The sequence below is a fragment of the Rhizobium yanglingense genome (genome assembly GCF_977109285.1).
The window spans coordinates 1,221,881-1,239,186 of the sequence record NZ_CDSAWY010000005.1 but is presented as its reverse complement, the minus strand read 5'-3'; the positions used below and the strand labels follow the sequence as shown (position 1 = coordinate 1,239,186).

Annotated in this window: 19 protein-coding genes, 1 tRNA gene and 1 pseudogene; 9 read left to right on the top strand and 12 right to left on the bottom strand. The window is 58.4% G+C overall.

Features of this window, described 5'->3' with window-relative positions:
• Window positions 1–37 precede the first annotated feature (37 nt).
• From rplT to infC, 3 genes are all read right to left on the bottom strand, one after another.
• Window positions 38–442: a 50S ribosomal protein L20 gene (gene rplT, locus ACW4PC_RS15715; RefSeq protein WP_022713356.1), complete on the bottom strand. Its 405-nt coding sequence runs from the start codon at window positions 440–442 to the stop codon at window positions 38–40.
• A 39-nt stretch (window positions 443–481) separates the two neighbouring features.
• The gene (gene rpmI / locus ACW4PC_RS15710) at window positions 482–685 is read right to left on the bottom strand and encodes a 50S ribosomal protein L35 (protein WP_004108077.1); all 204 of its coding nucleotides are present in this window, start codon (window positions 683–685) and stop codon (window positions 482–484) included.
• A 300-nt stretch (window positions 686–985) separates the two neighbouring features.
• Window positions 986–1,522, bottom strand: a complete 537-nt coding sequence (gene infC / locus ACW4PC_RS15705; RefSeq protein ID WP_074063010.1) for a translation initiation factor IF-3 — start codon at window positions 1,520–1,522, stop codon at window positions 986–988.
• Window positions 1,523–1,694: 172 nt separating this feature from the next.
• On the opposite strand from infC, the gene ACW4PC_RS15700 reads away from it, so the two are divergent.
• Together ACW4PC_RS15700 and ACW4PC_RS15695 are read left to right on the top strand one after the other, a co-directional pair.
• Window positions 1,695–2,495: an alpha/beta hydrolase gene (locus ACW4PC_RS15700; RefSeq protein ID WP_455874369.1), complete on the top strand. Its 801-nt coding sequence runs from the start codon at window positions 1,695–1,697 to the stop codon at window positions 2,493–2,495.
• A gap of 186 nt (window positions 2,496–2,681) precedes the next feature.
• Window positions 2,682–3,282 (top strand): annotated as a pseudogene (locus tag ACW4PC_RS15695) (transglutaminase-like cysteine peptidase).
• Between the two features lie 156 nt (window positions 3,283–3,438).
• Here ACW4PC_RS15695 and mbfA read toward each other — a convergent pair.
• Window positions 3,439–4,422: an iron exporter MbfA gene (mbfA, locus tag ACW4PC_RS15690; RefSeq protein WP_455874368.1), complete on the bottom strand. Its 984-nt coding sequence runs from the start codon at window positions 4,420–4,422 to the stop codon at window positions 3,439–3,441.
• 169 nt (window positions 4,423–4,591) lie between these two features.
• Here mbfA and ACW4PC_RS15685 point away from each other — a divergent pair, with 169 nt between their 5' ends.
• Complete coding sequence (locus tag ACW4PC_RS15685; protein ID WP_455874367.1) at window positions 4,592–5,059, top strand: group III truncated hemoglobin; 468 nt, start codon at window positions 4,592–4,594, stop codon at window positions 5,057–5,059.
• Here ACW4PC_RS15685 and ACW4PC_RS15680 read toward each other — a convergent pair.
• The 5 genes from ACW4PC_RS15680 to ACW4PC_RS15660 all read right to left on the bottom strand — a co-directional run bounded on the left by ACW4PC_RS15680 (window position 5,056) and on the right by ACW4PC_RS15660 (window position 8,826).
• Window positions 5,056–5,967 (bottom strand): EamA family transporter, encoded by a 912-nt coding sequence (locus ACW4PC_RS15680; RefSeq protein WP_455874366.1) that lies wholly within the window; start codon window positions 5,965–5,967, stop codon window positions 5,056–5,058. The two genes, ACW4PC_RS15685 and ACW4PC_RS15680, sit on opposite strands and share 4 nt — an antisense overlap.
• A gap of 98 nt (window positions 5,968–6,065) precedes the next feature.
• Window positions 6,066–6,620: a recombination regulator RecX gene (gene recX / locus ACW4PC_RS15675; RefSeq protein WP_455874365.1), complete on the bottom strand. Its 555-nt coding sequence runs from the start codon at window positions 6,618–6,620 to the stop codon at window positions 6,066–6,068.
• Between the two features lie 11 nt (window positions 6,621–6,631).
• Window positions 6,632–7,657, bottom strand: coding sequence for a histone deacetylase family protein (locus ACW4PC_RS15670; protein WP_455874364.1), 1,026 nt, complete (start codon window positions 7,655–7,657; stop codon window positions 6,632–6,634).
• 61 nt (window positions 7,658–7,718) lie between these two features.
• On the bottom strand, window positions 7,719–8,240 hold the full coding sequence (locus ACW4PC_RS15665) for an N-acetyltransferase family protein (RefSeq protein WP_455874363.1): 522 nt from the start codon (window positions 8,238–8,240) through the stop codon (window positions 7,719–7,721).
• A gap of 19 nt (window positions 8,241–8,259) precedes the next feature.
• On the bottom strand, window positions 8,260–8,826 hold the full coding sequence (locus tag ACW4PC_RS15660) for a helix-turn-helix domain-containing protein (RefSeq protein WP_455874362.1): 567 nt from the start codon (window positions 8,824–8,826) through the stop codon (window positions 8,260–8,262).
• A gap of 143 nt (window positions 8,827–8,969) precedes the next feature.
• On the opposite strand from ACW4PC_RS15660, the gene lepA reads away from it, so the two are divergent.
• The 3 genes from lepA (at window position 8,970) to ACW4PC_RS15645 (ending at window position 12,168) form a co-directional block, all read left to right on the top strand.
• Window positions 8,970–10,802, top strand: a complete 1,833-nt coding sequence (gene lepA, locus ACW4PC_RS15655; protein ID WP_455874361.1) for a translation elongation factor 4 — start codon at window positions 8,970–8,972, stop codon at window positions 10,800–10,802.
• Window positions 10,803–10,893: 91 nt separating this feature from the next.
• Window positions 10,894–11,115 carry a type II toxin-antitoxin system CcdA family antitoxin gene (locus ACW4PC_RS15650; RefSeq protein ID WP_455875033.1) on the top strand — a complete coding sequence of 74 codons (222 nt, stop codon included), beginning with the start codon at window positions 10,894–10,896 and terminating at the stop codon, window positions 11,113–11,115.
• A 120-nt stretch (window positions 11,116–11,235) separates the two neighbouring features.
• Window positions 11,236–12,168, top strand: coding sequence for a nucleotidyltransferase and HEPN domain-containing protein (locus ACW4PC_RS15645; RefSeq protein WP_455874360.1), 933 nt, complete (start codon window positions 11,236–11,238; stop codon window positions 12,166–12,168).
• Between the two features lie 359 nt (window positions 12,169–12,527).
• Here the strand turns inward: ACW4PC_RS15645 and ACW4PC_RS15640 are convergent, their stop codons facing one another.
• Complete coding sequence (locus ACW4PC_RS15640) at window positions 12,528–12,980, bottom strand: GFA family protein (protein WP_455874359.1); 453 nt, start codon at window positions 12,978–12,980, stop codon at window positions 12,528–12,530.
• A gap of 76 nt (window positions 12,981–13,056) precedes the next feature.
• The gene (locus ACW4PC_RS15635; RefSeq protein ID WP_455874358.1) at window positions 13,057–13,602 is read right to left on the bottom strand and encodes a sugar O-acetyltransferase; all 546 of its coding nucleotides are present in this window, start codon (window positions 13,600–13,602) and stop codon (window positions 13,057–13,059) included.
• A gap of 157 nt (window positions 13,603–13,759) precedes the next feature.
• On the opposite strand from ACW4PC_RS15635, the gene ACW4PC_RS15630 reads away from it, so the two are divergent.
• Window positions 13,760–14,053, top strand: coding sequence for a SelT/SelW/SelH family protein (locus ACW4PC_RS15630; protein ID WP_039843593.1), 294 nt, complete (start codon window positions 13,760–13,762; stop codon window positions 14,051–14,053).
• A 3-nt stretch (window positions 14,054–14,056) separates the two neighbouring features.
• Here the strand turns inward: ACW4PC_RS15630 and ACW4PC_RS15625 are convergent, their stop codons facing one another.
• On the bottom strand, window positions 14,057–14,476 hold the full coding sequence (locus tag ACW4PC_RS15625) for a BA14K family protein (protein WP_455874357.1): 420 nt from the start codon (window positions 14,474–14,476) through the stop codon (window positions 14,057–14,059).
• A gap of 203 nt (window positions 14,477–14,679) precedes the next feature.
• On the opposite strand from ACW4PC_RS15625, the gene ACW4PC_RS15620 reads away from it, so the two are divergent.
• Window positions 14,680–14,766 (top strand) — tRNA-Leu (locus ACW4PC_RS15620).
• Window positions 14,767–15,437: 671 nt separating this feature from the next.
• Entirely contained in the window at window positions 15,438–17,222 is a 1,785-nt protein-coding gene (locus ACW4PC_RS15615; RefSeq protein WP_455874356.1) for a flagellin N-terminal helical domain-containing protein, read from the top strand.
• Window positions 17,223–17,306 lie beyond the last annotated feature (84 nt).

The window sequence follows — 17,306 nt, the reverse complement described above, 5'->3', positions numbered from 1 at the left end:
CAAAATTCAAAAAAGCGTCAAGCTTGGGAAGCGCTGGTTAACGAACCGCGCTTTCAAACTCGTTCTTCGTACCGGCATCCTTGAGGTACGCGAGGGCCTTCTTGGAGGCTGCGACGAGCGCGCCGAATGCTTCCGGCTCATGGATCGCCATGTCGGAGAGGACCTTGCGGTCGACCTCGATGCCAGCCTTGTTCAGGCCGTCGATGAAGCGGCCGTAGGTAAGGCCGAATTCGCGGACGGCAGCGTTGATGCGCTGGATCCAAAGCGCGCGGAAATTGCGCTTGTTGACCTTGCGGTCGCGGTAGGCGTACTGCTTGGCGCGATCGACGGCAGCCTTGGCGGTACGGATGGTGTTCTTGCGGCGGCCGTAAAAGCCCTTTGCTGCCTTCAGAACTTTCTTGTGCTTGGCATGGGCTGTAACGCCTCTTTTTACACGTGCCATTTCATGATCTCCTTAATCTAAAGCGTTCGCGGAATAGTCTTAGAGACCGTTCGGCAGATAGTTCTTCACAACCTTGCGGCCATCGGGTTCTGCGAGAACCATCGTGCCACGTGCGTCGCGAATGAACTTGTTGGTACGCTTGATCATGCCATGGCGTTTGCCAGCAGCAGCGGCCTTGACCTTGCCGGTCGCGGTAATTTTGAACCGCTTCTTGGCCGAGGACTTCGTCTTCATCTTGGGCATTTTGCTACTCCGTTTCTATCCTCCCTGCGCGCTTCTTCAAAAAAGCCCTCCTGCGATGTCCGGTCTTCCGGCCGTCGCAACAAGGTGCGGGAGCGTTTGTTGTTGATCTGCGGGCATGGCGACGAAACCGTCCCGCAAGCATTCGAAACTGCCACGGCATGCCCTGCCGGTCAGTTCGGACGCGCGCTTATACCCGCAGAGCCGCGAAAGTGCAACGGGGCAGACGAGGAATTCTTCAGGCGCGCTGAAAAACACAAAAGCCGCCCTTACAGACGGCTTTGATGCATTGATGAGGACCGCTCACTTCGGCGCGAGCACCATCATCATCTGGCGGCCTTCAAGCTTCGGTTCGGCTTCGACCTTTGCAAATTCCAGTGTGTCGGCCTTGACCTGCTGCAGAAGCTTCATGCCGAGTTCCTGGTGGGCCATTTCGCGGCCACGGAACTTCAGCGTCACCTTCACCTTGTCGCCTTCCTCAAAGAAGCGGCCCATAGCCTTCATCTTCACCTCATAATCATGGGTGTCGATGTTCGGACGCATCTTGATTTCTTTGACTTCGACAATCTTCTGCTTCTTGCGCGCTTCGGAGGCCTTCTTCTGGTTGGCGTATTTCAGCTTGCCCAGATCGAGAATCTTGCACACAGGCGGTTCGGCGTTGGGAGAAATTTCCACAAGGTCGAGGCCGGCTTCTTCAGCCATTCTCAAGGCCTGATCGGTGGGCACCACGCCCAAATTCTGTCCTTCAGCATCAATCAACTGAACCTTAGGAATACGGATTTCCCGGTTCGAACGCGGCCCTTCCTTCACGGGCGCGTCGGTTTTAAAAGGTCTGCGAATGGTCGTACTCTCCTCGAGTTGTTTCAGATCGCAGCTTCGCGCTCCATTGGGGCGCAACGAAGTCTCGCTATCGCTGCGATGTCGTCAATAACACGCTTTAGCGGAAAAATCACCTGCTGTCAGCCTATCGAGAATTCTGTTTTATAGGCACAAACAATGGGAGTTTGTGCTTATGTCCGAAGCAACAGCCATATCCGAGCCGCAGTTCCTGACGGTGGGCGAAGGCGACGCGGAGCGAAAGATCGCTTTCATCATTCGTCAAGCCACCTCGAAGGATCGCGGCCCGACCTTCGTCTGGCTCTCCGGCTATCGGTCGGACATGAGCGGCACAAAGGCAATAGAGCTCGATCGGCTGGCCGGCGAACTCGGACTTGCCTGCATCCGCCTCGACTATTCGGGGCATGGACTTTCCGCTGGAGAGTTTAAGGATGGAACGATTTCCCGCTGGCTGGAAGAAGCGCTCGCCGTCCTCCTCCATGCAAGACCCGAGCGCGTCATCATCGTCGGTTCCTCCATGGGCGGATGGATTGCGTTGCGGCTGGCGCAGGAACTTGCAAAGTTGGAGGGGACGCCAAAGCTCGACGGTATGGTGCTGATCGCGCCGGCACCGGACTTCACATCGGACCTCATCGAGCCGCATCTGAGGAAAAAGGATCGCGCCTCGCTTGCCGAACGCGGCTATTTCGAAGAAAAGTCCGACTACAGCCCGGAGCCCAACATTTACACCCGTGCACTCCTGGAAGACGGCCGCGAAAACCGGGTTCTGACCGGCATCATCAACACAGGCTGCCCGGTCCATGTCCTGCAAGGCATGAAGGATCCGGACGTTCCCTACAGTCACGCCATGAAGCTGGTTGAACACCTGCCTGCCGACAATGTCGTGTTGACCTTCATTCGCGATGGCGACCATCGGCTTTCACGGCCGCAGGATATCGAGCGGATACTATCTGCCGCTAAAGGCCTCATTCGTTAGTCGAAGCAGGCGCCTGCCGCCTCCACCAGAGTTTGAGACCGATGCCGGCCCGAAACCGCCGGTTGTGTGGCATTTTAACCATGTCGGGTTGTTAGGGCAGCCCTTCGAGAAGTAATGATTGACTCCTCAACGCCCTCTCCGTTAACTCTTTGTTAACAAATACAAGGGCGATGCAGGGAAACGGGCGTGCGGATCAAGGGTTACTTGATGGTCATGATGGCCATGTTTGCGATGTCTTCGGCCGCATTACCGGCCCCCACAAGAAACCTCTCGATGGTTACCGGCGGTGCCACCTCGCAGCCAATCGGCCATTATGATTTCTGCCAGTTGCACCGGATCGAATGCGGTGCGGACCGCAACGCAGGGCCGGCGGAAATGAATGGCGAGAAGTGGGCTCTTGTCCGCTCGGTCAATTCCACCGTCAACAGCACCATCACCCCGATGACGGACAAGGAAATCTACGGCAAGGACGAAATCTGGGCTTATCCGACAACGGCGGGCGACTGTGAAGATTTTGCACTCCTTAAGCGCCGCATCCTGATTTCAGCGCGGCTTTGAGCCGGCAAACCTTCTGATGACGGTGGTGCGCAAACCGGATGGCGAAGGTCATGCCGTGCTGACCCTTCGCACAGCCGAAGGCGACTTCATTCTCGACAACCTCGCTTCCAGCGTGAAGCCCTGGTTCGACACGGCTTATTCCTTCGTCAAGCGCCAGTCGAGCTACAATGCCGGCCGCTGGGTGACGATCGAAAACGGCCGTGACGTGCTGGTCGGCGCTCTGAAGTAAGAAATTCAACCTTCAGCACTAAGGCCTGCGACCGTCGGCCGCTTTATGAGACTTTGTTTGCCGCACGGTCTCCCGCCCTTCGCTTGAGTTCAAGGCGTTCGGCGCTGCAATCGTGTCGCTGGGGTCGATTGCTTCGGCTGCGCGCCGGACCGGGCCTCACCCATTGCCGATCAGGATGCCGGCAGCTAGCACAAGGCCTCCGCCGACCACGACCTGGAAGGCGGCGCGCAGAAATGGCGTTTCCATATATCTGTTCTGGATGAACGCGATCGCCCAGAGCTCGAAAAAGACGATGACGACGGCAGTGATCGTCGCGGTCCAGAATTGCGGGATGAGATAGGGCAGTGCGTGGCCGAGACCGCCGAGCGTTGTCATGATGCCGCAGGCGAGACCACGCTTGATTGGCGAACCGCGCCCGGAAATCTTGCCGTCGTCATGGGCAGCTTCGGTGAACCCCATCGATATACCCGCGCCTACCGAGGCCGAGAGGCCGACGAGGAAGGTCTGCCACGTATCCTGCGTCGCAAAGGCGGCGGCAAAGATCGGCGCCAGCGTCGAGACCGAACCATCCATCAAGCCTGCAACGCCGGGCTGCACATAGGTGAGCACGAATTGCCGCCGCGCCGTATCGTCCTCGGCGTCTTTTACGCCCTCCGGCGTATGTTTGTCGCCGAGCATCCTGGCAATGTCTTCATGACCCTGTTCGGCGAGCGCGAGATCGCCGAGAAGCTGGCGCGTCGAGGCATCCGAAGTCTGCTTTGCCGCCTCGACGTAGAAGCGATAAGCCTGCTCCTCCATCGTCTCGGCTTCCTGCCGCACTGCTTCCAACGACAGGTTCTTGCGCAGCCAATCCGGCTTGCGCTCATAAAAGCCCTGCACGTGCTCGCGGCGAATTAACGGAATGCGTTCGCCGAAACGCTGCCGATGTATCTCGATCAGCGACTTGCGGTGCGTATTTTCGACTTCCGCCATGTCCTCGAGGACCTGCGCCGAGGCGGGATAAGCGACCTTCAACTGGTCGGCATAGGCACGATAGATGCGGGCGTCGTCCTCTTCGGAGGCAACCGCTAGCGCCAGAATTTCCTGTTCCGACAATGATTTGAATGAACGTTTGGACGACCTGAAAAACTGCGGTAGCATAACAATGACTCCATTTTAGAATTATTCTAAATCTAAACAGCGCACCGCAAGGCGTCAAGCATCGGGCGGTCGATCCCGACAGATTGCCGCAAGACGAATTGTGGACTTCAGTTGGAAGAGGCGGGTGCCTATATGAGGCGTGCCGCAACAAAGCGATCATGGGTCTGAGATGAATAGTGAATTGCAGGGCCGGGCGGCGCATGCCGCCGCAATCCGCCAGCGAGCGGAAACGGAAATGAATGCGATGGGCATCGACAATGCCCTCATCGACAGGCTGGTCGAGACTTTCTACGGCCGCGTCCTTGCGCATCCCGAACTCGGCCCGGTTTTCGACGCCCGGCTTGCCGGCCGCTGGCCGGAGCACATGGCGAAGATGAAGAGCTTCTGGTCGTCCGTCGCATTCCGCAGTGGCGCCTACGGCGGGAAGCCGGTGCAAGCACATGTCGGTGTTGCAAGCATGACGCCGGCTCTCTTTCCGCAATGGCTGGAGCTCTTTGCCGCAACGCTCGATGATATCGCTCCGAATGCCGCGGCAAAGGCCTGGTTCATGGCGACAGCGGAACGCATCGCGAAGAGTTTGACGCTATCGCTATTCTACAATCCCGCACTGGACGATCCGGCGCGCAAGCCCGCCTAAGCTTTTTCCGTCGAAAAGGTCGCACTTGCGCTCGCCGCAACGACCAGCGCGGTCCCGAGCATCTGCAACAGCGTCATGGGTTGCGCAAGGATGAGGAAGCCTGCGAGCGCACCGATTGCCGGTTCCAAGCTCATCAGGATGCCGAACGCGGCCGTCGACATCCGCCGTAACGCAATCATCTCCAGGGTATAGGGCAGGAGCGGAACGAGGATCGCCAGGCCTGCCATCTCGACGAGACCGTAGCCATCGAGGTTCGACGCGGCCCCGGCAAAGCCGAAGGGCGTCGCCACCACCGCTGCCACGATCAGCGACATGGAGAGGCCTTCGAGCCCCTTGAACGCCGCACCGACCTTTTTCGTCAGCATGATATAGCATGCCCAGCCCGCGCCGGCGCCGAAAGCAAAGAGCACGCCGGGCAGATTGCCGACCCATTGCTCGCCATCATAGGCGAGGAAGAGAACACCGGCTGCGGCGATCACCGGCCAGATCAGGCGCCGCGTCAGGCCATAACCGAACGTTGCGACGGAAAGCGGACCAAGAAAATCGATCGCTACCGCAAGCCCCAAAGGAATACGCTCGATCGCCGCGAAGAAGGACATGGTCATGAGCGCTGTCGTCGCGCCGAGAACCAGTGCGCCGATCCATTGCTCGCGGCTGTAGCGCAGCAAAGGCGGACGAACGACGATTGCAAGGATGACTGCCGCGAAGGCAAGCCTCAGCCAGGAGGCACCGGCCGATCCATAGGCTGCGATCGCGCCGGAAGAGAATGCCGCACCAAACTGAATGGACGACATCGACAGCAGGCACATGAGTGCACCGGCCGCAACACCGCCGGAAAATGCGGGCGTCGCTGCAGTTAACGCAACGGCACTGCCGTTTGCCGCTGGTTCGCCCGTCTTCTGATCCATTTCCCGCTCCTGATTTGCTCCACTGATACGAACACAATCGCAGAGCGGCAAATGCAAACTTCTGATCCGAACATAAGCGCGCTTTATGAACCGAGACGCTAAAGCGCCAGCCTGGTTTCGAGCACCTCTTCAGCCTCGCCGGGGCTCATGCCAAAAACTTTTTTGCCGATCTCAAAGCTGAATCCATTCCGGGCGAAAGCTGAAAGCTCCTTCATCTTTCGCTTCTCATCAAGATCGCCACGCCGGAACGGACCAAAGGCGCGCTTGCGGGCGAAGACGACGGCGGCGAACAGATCGTCTGCACGCTCGAGCGCGGTATCGACGATATCGCTTGCCACCCCTTTCGAGGAGAGTTTCTGCGCGATGATCCGTTTCGACTTGCCGCCGCGTACCGCCGAGCGGGTGCTCACCGCAGCATAGGCGACGTCGTCCAGAGCTTTCTGGTCGTAGGCGAATTTAACCGCCGAGTCGGCAAGCGCCTTCAGCTGCGCCGGACTGATGTCTTCGAACTTCTGCTTCGCCTTTCGCGTGATCGCATCGAAGAGCTGTTTTTCCGTCATCATCCGGCGCTCGAGGCGATAGATCGTCGAGTTGCGTGCCCAGGAGAGCATGCGCGGCGTCGGAACATCGGATTGCTGATTTTGGTCGTCCATCGCAGGGCTTTCTAGGCCTCCAGCCCTTTCAGCATATTGGCGACGTTGAGGCCGATTTCCGTCACGCCATAGCCGCCCTCCATGCAGGTCAGGACAGGAAGGCCCGCCTTGGCGATCAACACGCCCATGCGTGTGAAATCATCGGAAGTCAGCTTGAAGAAGGAAATCGGGTCGCGTTCGAAGGTATCGACGCCGAGCGAGACGACGATGGCTTCGGCGCCAAAAGCCTTGATGCGCGCTAGCGAATCCGCAACCGCTGCCGACCATGCAGCCCAGGCCGTGCCGCGCGGCAGCGGGTAGTTCGCATTGCAGTTTTCGCCGTCGCCCTCACCGGTTTCATCGGCATAGCCCCAGAAATAGGGAAAGGCATTGGTGGGTTCGCCGTGCAGCGACGCAAAGAAGATGTCGCCGCGGCGATAGGTGATGTCCTGCGTGCCGTTGCCGTGATGGAAATCGACATCGAGGATCGCAACCTTCTTTGCGCCGATATCCAGCAGGCGTTGTGCCGCGACGGCGGCGTTGTTGATGAAGCAATAGCCGCCGAAGAGATCGATGCCCGCGTGATGGCCGGGAGGCCGGCAAAGCGAGAAGGCGAACCGGTTTGCGGCATTTAGCCAATCGGCGCCGGTGATCGCGCATTGCATCGAGGCGATGGCCGCCTCGTAGGTGCCGCTGGTGATCGAGGTTTCGGTGGCATTGGCGTAATAGCCGAGCATTCCGTCGATATCGTTCGGCACGCGCTGCGTTGCGCGGCGCACCGGCAGCGAGGTCGGGATCGCCTCTCCCGCGGCCCCGCTCGCCTGCCACAAAGTCCAGGCCTTCGACAGGAAATCGAGATAGCCGGCGTCATGCACTTTCAGAGCCGTCTCCAGTCCATGCCGTTCCGGCGCAACAACATCCGAAAAGCCCGCCTCTTTGACTGCTTTTAGGATCCACTCTGCGCGAAACGGTCCTTCGAACGGCGTCACCAGCAGACCGCCATGCAGCTCTGTCTTCGCATCGCGCAGCTTGTGGTCTTCGGAATAAATGACGCGCACCGGCTTCTCCCTGATTTGTTTTGTCGGATAAGGCGCGGTGGATGCACGCCTTGTCAATGGTTTAGGGAGCGATGCGCTTGTAGAACAGCGTGGTTGCACAATAGCCGCCTTCCGGCCACATCGCGTAATCCGGGATGACACCGGCGCGCTCCCAGCCGAGTCGCGGATAGATTGCCTCCGCTTCGCTGCCGGTTGCTGTGTCGAGCACCAGCAGGCGCTTGCCATGTATTGCGGCTTCGTGTTCGATCGCCTCCATCAGCAGCCGTGCCATACCTTTGCCACGTGCAGAACGATGCACGAGCAGCTTCTTCAAATCGCCACGGTGCGGCTGGTTCGGCATCGAGGCAAATCCGACCTGCACCGTCCCGACGATCTTTCCGTCGATCTCAGCCACGGCGAGCAGGTTGACGCCCGCCTCGACCGTTTCTGCGACGCTCCTCCAATAGGGCTCGGCGTCGGCCGCCGTGTAAGGCTGCATGAAGCCGACTGAGGCGCCGCCCTCCACGCAGTCGACGAGTATCTCGCAAAGTTCCGCAATAGCCGCATCGGCCTGTCGCGCATCAAGAATACGAATGACGGTCACGGTCTCTCCTGAAGTCAAATCAGCGGGTGCTACGGTTGAGCACGACGCAATAGCGGGCGGGTTTGCTGGTGGGATTGCGGAAGACATGCCCCTCCCCGACCGGCATGAAGAGGCAATCGCCGGGCAAAAGGTGATGCACCGTTTCGCCAGTGGTCATCTCCATCTCGCCTTCGAACACCCAGACGTGCTGGGTCATGCCGTGGCTTGCCGTATGCGGCGGAAAGCTCACGCAGGCGCCCGCAGGGAATTCGACGTCGACGATGTCGACCTCGGACGACGTTGCGGGTGGCGAGACGGAGCGGCGCAGATAACCGGTTTCCGGATCGCGCCAGACCTGCTGCTCGTGGCGTCTTGCAAGTGGCGAGGCCTGGCTTTCATCGGCAAAGAAGGCTGAAAGCGAAAGCCCGAGCGCGGCACAGACCCTTGCAAGCAGCGAGGCTGTCGGGCTCGCCTCCGCCCGCTCGATGCGCGAGATCATCGCGCGGCTGACGCCGGAGACATTGGCAAGGTCATCCAGCGTCAGGCCCTTTTCGACCCTAAGCTTGCGGATGCGAATGCCAATCGCCGTTTCGAGTTCCTGGTCCATCGTCCGATCCATTGTTTCTACTATAAGAGAAATACATGGTCCGATAATGGAATCAAGTGATTTTTAATCGCCGCCTATGACGCGCATTTTATCCTAAACGTAGTCCTGCTTTTCCGCTTTGCGGCGGGGGGCGGCACTGCTATATGGCGCGCATGAGCACCAAACCGACGACTCCGCTGTCCCACATCCGCAATTTCTCGATCGTGGCCCACATCGACCACGGCAAATCGACGCTTGCCGACCGCCTGATCCAGACGACCGGCGGCCTTGCCGATCGCGAAATGTCCGAGCAGGTGCTGGACAACATGGACATCGAGCGCGAGCGCGGCATCACCATCAAGGCGCAGACCGTGCGCCTGCACTACAAGGCGGATGACGGCGAGACCTACATCCTGAACCTGATCGACACCCCCGGACACGTCGACTTCGCTTACGAAGTCTCACGCTCGCTCTCGGCCTGCGAAGGCTCGCTGCTAGTCGTTGACGCGTCCCAGGGCGTGGAGGCGCAGACGCTTGCCAATGTCTACCAGGCGATCGACAACAACCACGAGCTCGTCACCGTCCTCAACAAGATCGACCTACCGGCGGCAGAACCTGAGCGCATCAAGGAGCAGATCGAGGAAGTGATCGGCATCGACGCTTCCGACGCGGTACTGATTTCTGCCAAGACCGGTCTCGGCATTCCGGCCGTGCTGGAAGCGATCGTCCACAAGCTGCCGGCACCGAAGAGCCCGGGCGGCGAAAAGGCGCCGCTGAAGGCACTGCTCGTCGATAGCTGGTACGACGCCTATCTCGGCGTTATGGTTCTGGTGCGCGTCATCGATGGCGTACTGACCAAGGGCCAGACAATTCGCATGATGGGCACCGATGCCAAGTATCAGGTGGAGCGCGTCGGCGTGCTGACGCCGAAGATGGTCAATGTGGATTCTCTCGGTCCTGGCGAGATCGGTTTTATCACCGGCAGCATCAAGGAAGTGGCCGACACCCGCGTCGGCGATACCATCACCGAGGACAAGCGGCCGACTGCAGAAGCGCTGCCGGGCTTCAAGCCGGCCCAGCCCGTCGTCTTCTGCGGCCTCTTCCCGGTCGATGCTGCCGATTTCGAAGATCTGCGGGCCGCGATGGGCAAGCTGCGCCTCAACGACGCCTCCTTCTCCTTCGAGATGGAATCTTCCGCAGCCCTCGGCTTCGGCTTCCGCTGCGGCTTCCTCGGCTTGCTTCATCTCGAAATCATCCAGGAACGCCTGGAGCGCGAATTCGACCTCGACCTCATCGCAACCGCGCCTTCCGTCGTCTACAAGATGTACATGACCGACGGTACGGAGCGCGAGCTGCACAATCCGGCCGACATGCCGGATGTCGTGAAAATCGCCGAAATCCACGAACCCTGGATCAGAGCCACGATCCTGACGCCGGACGATTATCTCGGCGGCATCCTGAAGCTCTGCCAGGACCGGCGTGGCATCCAGATCGAACTTACCTATGTCGGCACGCGCGCAATGCTGACTTACGATCTGCCGCTCAATGAAGTTGTCTTCGATTTCTACGACCGGCTGAAGTCGATTTCGAAGGGCTACGCCTCCTTCGACTATGCGTTGACCGACCACCGCGAAGGCAACCTCGTGAAGATGTCGATCCTCGTCAACGGCGAACCGGTCGACGCGCTGTCGATGATGGTGCACCGGACGGCGGCTGAAAAGCGCGGCCGCGACATGTGCGAGAAGCTCAAGGAGCTGATCCCGAAGCACATGTTCAAGATCCCGATCCAGGCCGCGATCGGCGGCAACGTGATTGCCCGCGAAACCATCTCGGCGCTGCGCAAAGACGTGACCGCCAAGTGTTACGGCGGCGACGCCACCCGCAAGCGCAAGCTGCTCGACAAGCAGAAGGCCGGCAAGAAGCGCATGCGCCAGTTCGGCAAGGTAGAAATCCCACAGGAGGCGTTCATCGCGGCGCTGAAGATGGGCGACGAGTAAATCCTTTTCCCTTCCGAAATTATGCGCAATTTTCTGCGCATAACTTCGCAGGACTATCGCCATGCGCCGGCCTGTCTGAAAAGACTGGAATCTGTCTCTCGATGCTCAGATCGTCTCCTCGGCACGCCAACTCAATGTCAACATCTCCCTCGCCGCCGAAGACGGCATCGCCCGCGTGATCAAAGCCGAGCGCGAACGCCTGCGGCGACTGGAGAATGCGGAGGCGACAGCCGAAGCAGACGCTTGCGTTGAAAGGCACGGGCTACCGTTTGTGAAGTACGGCAAATTTGATGGCCCGCTTTCAAACCCCTGAAATTGCAAGGAACATCTCGCTCCACTGTAGCCGCGGGAGATTGCGTCGGCTTGCAAGCGGTCGCGGTTCCTACAGTTTCCAGTAGTAGACGGCGAATCGTCTTTGGCCTATCGATGGCCCATGCGATCGTCCTTGGAACATCTGCCGGAAGAAAAGCAGCGCGAGCTTGCCCGCGTCGTTGCGATCATCCATGAGGAGTTCGCCGATGCGCTGTCAGGCACGTCTGCCGCCTTCAAGAAGCGCGGCCGGATCTTAAAGATCATCCTGTTTGGCTCCTATTGCCGCGGCACCTGGGTCGACGAGCCGCACACGATGAAGGGTTACCGCTCCGACTACGACATCCTGGTGCTGGTCAATTCCAAGCAGCTGGCTGAACCGCAATACTGGGACAAAACCACCGACCGGCTGATGTGGGATAAGCAGGTCAAAACTCCGGTCGGGCTGATCGTCCATGGCGCCCGGGAGGTGAACAACTTTCTGGCCGATGGCCAGTATTTCTTCGTCGACATCCTGCGCGAGGGCATCGTGCTCTACGAGCTCGACGACCGGCCGCTGGCCGAACCGAAAAAGCTCTCCGCCGTCGATGCGTACAGGGTGGCGAAGGAGCATTTCGAGAGGCGCTACCCGGAGGCTCAATTAACCTTTCGGACCGCGCAATGGCAGGCCAGCCAAATTGGTGAAGCGACCGAATGGGCGCGTCTGGCAGCGTTTAGTCTACACCAAGCAAACGAGCATGCTTTTGCGACGGCGCTCCTCACCCTGACCAACTACAGCCCGCCTTCGCACAACCTGAAATTCCTGCGGGGGCTGGCCGAAGATCAGGACCGCCGCTTGATCGACGCCTGGCCGCGCGACCAGCACCGCTATACCGCCTGGTTCAACATCCTCAACGAAGCCTATGTGAAAGCGCGCTACTCGAAGCACTTCGAAATTACCGAAGAGGCGCTTGCTTGGCTGCTGGAGCGGACGGAGCATCTGCACCGCCTCGTCGAGACGACCTGCAAGGAGCATCTGGTCGAGCTGGAGCGGGCGAGCGGCGGCGCTGCGGGCTAGTGCGTTACACTCCAAATGCGGCATGCCTGCAAGGGCAGCGGGGTTCGAATCCCTCCCGCCATCATGAACCTGAATAGCTAGCATTGTCAGGCGCCCAAACGGACCAGGGGATACTTCAGATTGATCATCGCCTCCAGCCGTTCGCGAAACAGGCCATATTTGCCAGAAGAAGGCTGCGTCGGTCGCATCACAAAAAACACCATAAATTGGGGCCGCAAAGCAGTTTTCGGCAGTTTCCGATACTTCAGAGCGCTTGGGAATCCGTGAAATCAAGATTGTTGACGAGCGCGGACGAAGTAGGCCGAGTTGGCGACGAAATTACTGCCGAGCTGGATTTTCTGTTCCAAGGCTTCTAAGCCTCATCCCCGCGCCACATACTCTTTCACCAGCCCCTCATAGGCATTCATTTCCGGCAGCGTTTCATAGCTATATACCGCGCCGGTTTCGGCGAATGACAGCTTCTCCCTCGTCCAGGTCTCGATGAACGGTGTGAACCAAGTTGTATCATCCAGCATGGTGGCACGCAGGTTGACGAACCAGTCCATGCCCTCGGGCCGCGTAAACATCCAACTCATGCAATGCGGACAGAAATAGTGCCTTGTTACGCCATGCAGGCCGCCGATCACGGGTTCGCCCCGGGTCACTTCGAAGCCTTCCGCCGGAATCGCGGCGCTCAACGAATAGGCGCTGGACGACATTTTCTGGCAGCCGGTGCAATGGCACGCCATGGTGAGCAGCGGCTTTGCGCTGATCTTGAGCCTGACTCGGCCACAACGGCAGCCACCTTCCCATGGCAGGTTCTTATTGCTCATCGGCCTATCCTCCGTGTTCGCCCCTAATCTAGCGTCATCCGACGTCAATCAAGACCACGGCAGATATGCATCGCAATCACTTATGGATTCGCGCCGGATTGCCGACGACCGTCGCACCACTCGGCACATCTTTCGTCACAACCGCGCCTGCGCCGACGATTGCGCCGTCCCCGATCGACACGCCGCCCAAAATGGTAGCGCCGCCGCCGATCCAGACATCCTCCCCGATCGAAACCGGCCGCGCCATCTCGATCCCGGCTTTGCGAAGAGCCGCATCCTTGTGATGTTCCGCACAATATATATGCACGCCCGGTCCCAGCATGGACCGCTCGCCGATTTCCACCTTTCCCGAATCGAGGATGGTACAGCCGGCATTGAGGTAGACGCGACTGCCGAGGGCAATGTTCACACCATAGGAGCAATGAAACGGCGCCTCGATGAAAGCGTCGGCAGGCGCCTTCGCAAGCAGCTCCGCCAGCGCCGGTGCCATATTGCCGCGTTCGTCCGGCGGCATCGTGTTGTGCTGGTGAACGGCCTTGCGCGCCAGCCGGCGCAGCCCCTCGAGCTCGTCATCAAGGCAGCAATACCACTCGCCAGCCGCCATCTTTTCCCGCTCACTCATCTGCCCCTCCCGGTGCTGACCGCCTATTAAGCGGACCGTGCCGCGCAGCACCACAGCTAACTTCGTGACATGAACATGCGATGGCCTCCCCGCGCAAGCCGGACGTTGCGAAGCGGCCACGAAGGCCTTAAATCGAAGCATTGAAAGGAATCCGCCGATGACTGAAAAAGCCCGTGTGACGATCCTCTACTGCACCCAATGCAACTGGCTGCTGCGCGCCGGCTGGATGGCGCAGGAATTGCTGCACACCTTTTCGGACAGCCTCGCCGAAGTGGCGCTCATTCCTGGTACGGGCGGGAATTTCGAGATTCGAGTCAACGACGACCTCATCTGGGAGCGCAAACGCGACGGCGGTTTCCCGGGGCCGAAGGAACTCAAGCAGCGGGTGCGGGACATCATCGAACCCGGCCGCGATCTCGGCCATGCCGACCGCGTTTCGCTGGAGAGCTGACCCTCAGTCGAAGGGCGAATTGCAAGTCTTGTAGATGCCTTCGTAGGTCACAAAACGATCGGTCCTCGGATTGTAGGTCCGGTACTGATTTCGGCACCATTCGACATGCATATCCTTCGCTGGCGGACGTATCCGGCGGATTGGCGCCGGATCATAGGAGAGCTGTCGCCTTGGCTGGGCGCGCGGCTGGTAATAGGTCGGCCCTCTCGCTTCCGGCGGACGATAGTTCGGCTGGATATAGGCAGGGCGGTGCCACTGCTGCGGCCCGAAGCCGAAGCAACCGCGATAATCGCAGTAGGTCGATTGCACATTGATGATCGCCGGATTGCGCTGTTGCAGCGGCGCGAGCGGAGGCGCGGCACTGGCCGCAAGCGGCACGAAGCCGACGACGGAGCCGAAGATGATCGTTCGAAGAGCAGACATCACTGATTCCTTTCTGCTGCTGCAGATATAGAACAACCGCCGCCGCATGGCATCCACCACAATACCGAAAGCCGTTCAGTTCGGCGTGATCGCCCCGTTCCGGCGTCTTCGGGAGGGATATTCGCTCTTTTTTCCAGCCTGTCAGGAAAACTTCAAAAAGCCAGTTGACAGCAAAGAGCCACCCCCTTACATGGCTCTCCGTCGCCCAGATGGCGGAATTGGTAGACGCGCCAGCTTCAGGTGCTGGTACCCGAAAGGGTGTGGAGGTTCGAGTCCTCTTCTGGGCACCATTCCCACTTAAATTGTTGATTTGTTGATTAGTAAGTGTTTTTCGGCCGCTCACTGGTTCACAGGTGATTATTCGAATGTCACGTCCAATGCTGCGAGAAGGATCTAACGTTCCTCAGTTTCGTTGCAGAGTTGCCACAGACATACTCAGCATTGCTAGAAGGCAAATTGGTCCTTGTCGAACTTCCTGCATCGAAGGGCATCCCAGCCGTAACCATAGCGTCAAAGGTCGGTGTATTCGTCAAGTTCAGCCTTCGTAGCTATGACCCTGACACCGTCAAACTCCGACAGGCGGCTGCCAACGCTCAGATAGAGCGCCAGTTTCAGACATGGCGTGCAGGATCTGGCACAATCAGTCATATGGAGGCGGTCGCTCTCACCGGTGAAGTCTACAGGCTTTCCGTCGATCGGTTCCAACAAAATCCAGGCACGCCAGACCCCTATGCAGCTTTCCCGGGTGAAACGGCGTTCCTTCGCGGCTTGAACTTAAGAGGCTCGCACATAAAGAGATTGCAGCAGCGCCTTAAAAGAAATCTCGTCTGCTCGTTTAGGACTCCAATAATTAGCATTCGAAGATTAACGATTCGGTAACCACGTTTTATCACTTTATGGTTGCACGCGCATGATGCGCGTTTCCCGAAGAATTGCATTTTCCATATATCTTTAGGCGACCATGTCCTCAATCATCACAAACGCGCCGGCGATAGCTGCTTTGCAAACTCTCCGTGCGGTAACTTCTTCACTGCAGCAAACACAGAGCCATGTTTCAAGTGGTTTACGTGTACAAAAGGCGTCCGATAATGCCGCGTATTGGTCAATTGCGACGACCATGCGGTCGGACAATAAAGCCCTCTCTGCCGCCAGCGATGCCCTCGGCATGGGGCAGGCGAAGGTCGATGCAGCGTACACAGGGTTAAGCTCGGTTCTGGAGGTCATGTCCGAATTCAAGGCAAAGCTAGTGTCGGCCATCGAAGCCGGTGTGGATAAAACGAAAGTCCAGGCTGAGCTCGATCAATTGAAGCAACACGTGGTCAGCATTGCGAACTCGGCGAGCTTCAATGGGCAGAATTGGTTGAACACTGACATAGAAGACATTTACGACGTGGACCGAAACGGCGACAGGGTCATCACTTCGTTTACGCGGGACGCATCTGGCGGCGTCGCGGTACTCACCGCGAACCAACACCTGTCGGAAACTTCACTGTTCAACGCCAACGGGGGCGGGCTGTTGCAAAAAGACGGCCGTGATGTCGATACCATCGGCGGGATGAGGTATCTCGCAACCTTTACTTCCAATGGAGAAATCTATCAGCAATGGATGCCGGCATTTTCCAGGGGCTCCGCCGGGGCATTCACGTTCAATTTTTCCGGTCCACTGGTCTTTAACGATCCGACCGACCAAATCAGCTTTGATGTCACCGTGGATAAGGACAACCCCGCCGATGGTATCGATCCACCATTCGACTTAGGAAAGACGACGTCTGTTACAATCGACAGAGCGACTGTCGATGCCGTCAATCCAGCCTGGAATGGCATCGTTTCCACCTACGCTCAATACTATCAAGTGCTGAGTCACGCGCTTTCCTCAACGCACACTGGAGCGTCGGCGGCGCTCGTCCGAGACTTCGACGGCGCGATTATTCCAAATCTGATTAGTATCGGCACCAACGAAGACCGTACTCTGGGGTTGAATGGGTCATACGTTGAAATCAGTAACTTCGTCACGAATGGCGTGTCAGGCGGAGGTTTGGGGAATGCCTTCAACCAAGGCACGCGCGGTTCGACGCTCAATTTGAGTTTCACGGACTTTCAGGATTACAAGGATGGAGACGACAAGGACGGCATTTCGATCAGCTTTTCGTTTGGCGTCAATTCGGAGGCCGCCAAATCCTACAGCTTCAACCGAACCTATGTGAATGACGTTTTGGGTGTCAAAAATGGGAAGATTGAAACCGCCGACCAAATGGTGACGCTTTTGAAATCCTTGCTCAGCGCGGATTGGCCATCCCTTCAAATTGAAAGCTCGTCGTCTTCGTCAGTAACACTGAAGACAGATCCTGCGCTTGATCGACTGGCCGGTTCAGACAGCGGCATAGCGTTCTCAGGCATATCTGTCAGCAACGAGCCTTTACCCACCATCAACTTCATGGAGATCGACATCGCCAAGAACCCTGCGATGGTCTCGGAATACCTGACGTACATCGAGATTTCTGCTCGGCGGATCACCTCCGGCGCCGCGGAACTGGGTAGTCTCCACACGCGCCTGGAGATGCAGTCAGCGTTTGCTGACCAGATGATGAATGACATCGACAGCGGTATTGGGAGGTTAGCTGACGCCGATATGGAAGAAGAAGCGTCGCGTTTAACTGCCCTGCAGACCCAGCAACAGCTTGCCTTGCAGTCGCTGTCGATCGCTAACAACTCTCCGCGGGCGCTGCTCGACCTGTTTAACAGGTGATTTGGAGTTTAGTCGCTTCTGGCGACATATCAAAAAAATGCTTACGCCGTAGGTTGCCGAGCTCGAAGTCAAGGCGGACAAGAA

Coding starts and splice junctions, on each gene's coding strand:
- rplT (WP_022713356.1), bottom strand. CDS start 442: ATGGCACGTGTAAAAAGAGGCGTTACAGCCCATGCCAAGCACAAGAAA.
- rpmI (WP_004108077.1), bottom strand. CDS start 685: ATGCCCAAGATGAAGACGAAGTCCTCGGCCAAGAAGCGGTTCAAAATT.
- ACW4PC_RS15700 (WP_455874369.1), top strand. CDS start 1,695: ATGTCCGAAGCAACAGCCATATCCGAGCCGCAGTTCCTGACGGTGGGC.
- mbfA (WP_455874368.1), bottom strand. CDS start 4,422: ATGCTACCGCAGTTTTTCAGGTCGTCCAAACGTTCATTCAAATCATTG.
- ACW4PC_RS15685 (WP_455874367.1), top strand. CDS start 4,592: ATGAATAGTGAATTGCAGGGCCGGGCGGCGCATGCCGCCGCAATCCGC.
- ACW4PC_RS15680 (WP_455874366.1), bottom strand. CDS start 5,967: ATGGATCAGAAGACGGGCGAACCAGCGGCAAACGGCAGTGCCGTTGCG.
- recX (WP_455874365.1), bottom strand. CDS start 6,620: ATGGACGACCAAAATCAGCAATCCGATGTTCCGACGCCGCGCATGCTC.
- ACW4PC_RS15660 (WP_455874362.1), bottom strand. CDS start 8,826: ATGGACCAGGAACTCGAAACGGCGATTGGCATTCGCATCCGCAAGCTT.
- lepA (WP_455874361.1), top strand. CDS start 8,970: ATGGCGCGCATGAGCACCAAACCGACGACTCCGCTGTCCCACATCCGC.
- ACW4PC_RS15645 (WP_455874360.1), top strand. CDS start 11,236: ATGCGATCGTCCTTGGAACATCTGCCGGAAGAAAAGCAGCGCGAGCTT.
- ACW4PC_RS15640 (WP_455874359.1), bottom strand. CDS start 12,980: ATGAGCAATAAGAACCTGCCATGGGAAGGTGGCTGCCGTTGTGGCCGA.
- ACW4PC_RS15635 (WP_455874358.1), bottom strand. CDS start 13,602: ATGAGTGAGCGGGAAAAGATGGCGGCTGGCGAGTGGTATTGCTGCCTT.
- ACW4PC_RS15630 (WP_039843593.1), top strand. CDS start 13,760: ATGACTGAAAAAGCCCGTGTGACGATCCTCTACTGCACCCAATGCAAC.
- ACW4PC_RS15625 (WP_455874357.1), bottom strand. CDS start 14,476: ATGTCTGCTCTTCGAACGATCATCTTCGGCTCCGTCGTCGGCTTCGTG.
- ACW4PC_RS15615 (WP_455874356.1), top strand. CDS start 15,438: ATGTCCTCAATCATCACAAACGCGCCGGCGATAGCTGCTTTGCAAACT.